The 2,002-nt window shown below is 60.1% G+C and carries 1 protein-coding gene and 1 pseudogene; both read right to left on the bottom strand.

Annotated features, from left to right (window positions below; all coding sequences use genetic code 11):
- Positions 1-92 precede the first annotated feature (92 nt).
- A pseudogene (locus ACIBEF_RS32315) lies at positions 93-230 on the bottom strand (IS5/IS1182 family transposase); the annotation flags it as partial.
- 179 nt (positions 231-409) lie between these two features.
- Positions 410-1,681, bottom strand: coding sequence for a hypothetical protein (locus ACIBEF_RS32310; protein WP_396797211.1), 1,272 nt, complete (start codon positions 1,679-1,681; stop codon positions 410-412).
- Positions 1,682-2,002: the final 321 nt, after the last annotated feature.

The following is a 2,002-nucleotide window of genomic DNA, read 5'->3' as shown; positions in this document are numbered from 1 at the left end:
GCCACCGCTACAGCCTGACCGCCCCGACGCCGCCCGGCCGACAGGCCGGACGGCGTGTCATCCAACACCGTGAACGTTCGTGGTCACGGCACTAGGGAGAGCAGCGCCTGTCGGCCGGGCTCAAGGCGCCGCCACCGGGATCGGCGCTGCTTACGGTGGTCGCGGATGCGTGTGGCGAGGTGGTTCAGGGTCCGGCTGGACAACGCAATTGTGGCGGGGTAGGACAGCATGGCGAGCATCCCGGTCGGGCTTCGAGTCTTGGCCGACAGCTGTCCTGCCTGGAGCCTCGCACCCATCGATAACCGGGCCTGCCACACCCGCCCTGAGCTGCAAGATCAGTTTGGAGTAGGCTCCATCAAGATAGGCCGGTTGGCCTTCCGATCCTGACTGAGGCGTTGCCGTGCCGCCGTCACCGGCTCGGCGAGCGCCGCGGAGATTCAGATCTGCCTCGCGTCGGTGCGACGTCGTGGCCCCGCGGTTCGCGGTACGTTCCGCCATGACCGCCATGACGGGCGCTGCCCATCGAGGCCGCAGCGGCGATGCTCGTCATTGCTGGACCCGTCCCCAGATTGCGGTACGACTGCCGCGTTCTCTCCTCTGATTGTTTTTCAGCCTTTTGATTCCGCACATCCGATACTTCCCTTTCGCATTCTCGGTACGTGTTAAAACGGGCGGTAAGCCTAAGCCCGTATTCGGCTCTCTCGCTTTGCCAGCGCTCCGCAGATTCGCCCCCAGGCGGATTTCGGGTTACCATTCCTTGGAGGGTGGAAATCACCGAAGCATTCACCAGGTCAACTGCGGCGTGCCCGAAGAGGATTTTGCGCTCAGTGGGGTCGGCGACGAGGTCTTCACGGATGACTTTACAAATTCGATCAAGTTTTACTGGCCAACGGCTGTCATCAATCGAGATTTCGTTCCCCCCGACGAATTTTTTTAGGTACTCGCCGTCAAGCTTCTCGACTTCGAGGAACTTTAACACCACGACACCAGGCCTCTCGCGAAACTGATAAATATGCACCTGCGCATCTCCTTTCGTGATACTCAGCGCCGGATTTTCGCCGGCCCGACGACTGACAAAAGAGTCAATCATGCCGTCCTCCGTGAGCTCCGTGAACATCTTGATTGCGCGCGCTGGATTCCCAGCATTCCTGTCGAAGACGACCCTGCCGTCACCACGCTCCACTAGCTCATAAAGATTCTGCTTCAAGCATTCTCGCATATCGGCGTCAACGAACGTTGAGTTCAGGCCGGAAGGCCCGGCAAGGGCCTTCATTAATCGTCCTAGCGGAAGAACGACGCCCGCTCGCTCAAGGTTTATTCTTGGATCCGGAAGCATTCCGCGGGACTGCCGATCTCCATCAATGAGCTCTTTGAAGCGCTGGCAAAATTCTTGAGGACTCCAGGCGGGATGCGGCGCTGCATCCGGGTCGATGCGCAAGAAGCCGTCCGCTTTAGATACCAGCCTCATCCCGTGCCTGTCGAACGCCTCGTTCAGCTTATCGGAAACCGCGCCACTCGGAACACCCGCGCTCAGGTCGTGAACAATCTTCCCCAGAGGAATCATTCGCCCATCCACCATCTCCACATGGTTGCGATCGGGAAGATCGGGCACATACTTGAATTGATAGAACTGTCGCAATGCCGCGATGCAGTCATCGTCTACGACATTCGCAAGTGGCATGAGATGCTCCTTCGACGGGCTCGAACCTGGTCGGTACAACTACGTGGAAACACTCACTAGCGTTCAACCGACATGGCTGTGGCCTGCCACACGACCCTCGTGCACGGTTGCGAGTCCCTCGCGGTGATATCGAGTAGGGCCAGTGGGCGGGTGCTGTCGCGGGCGTGATGCCGGTTGGCGGCGGCGATGTTTGGTGATGTCGCTGCTGCGGAGTGCGCCGATGGCGGCCGTTACGGAGGGCGGCCATGACTTGGGGTCCGGTGCCGGTGCGGATCTGGGAACGATCCTCGTCGTAGGTGATTTCGCGGATCCAGTGGACCT

The organism is Micromonospora sp. NPDC050795, from assembly GCF_044456785.1.
Lineage (GTDB): Bacteria > Actinomycetota > Actinomycetes > Mycobacteriales > Micromonosporaceae > Micromonospora.
The sequence above is the reverse complement of the archived record's forward strand: the minus strand, read 5'-3'. Positions and strand labels throughout refer to the sequence as shown.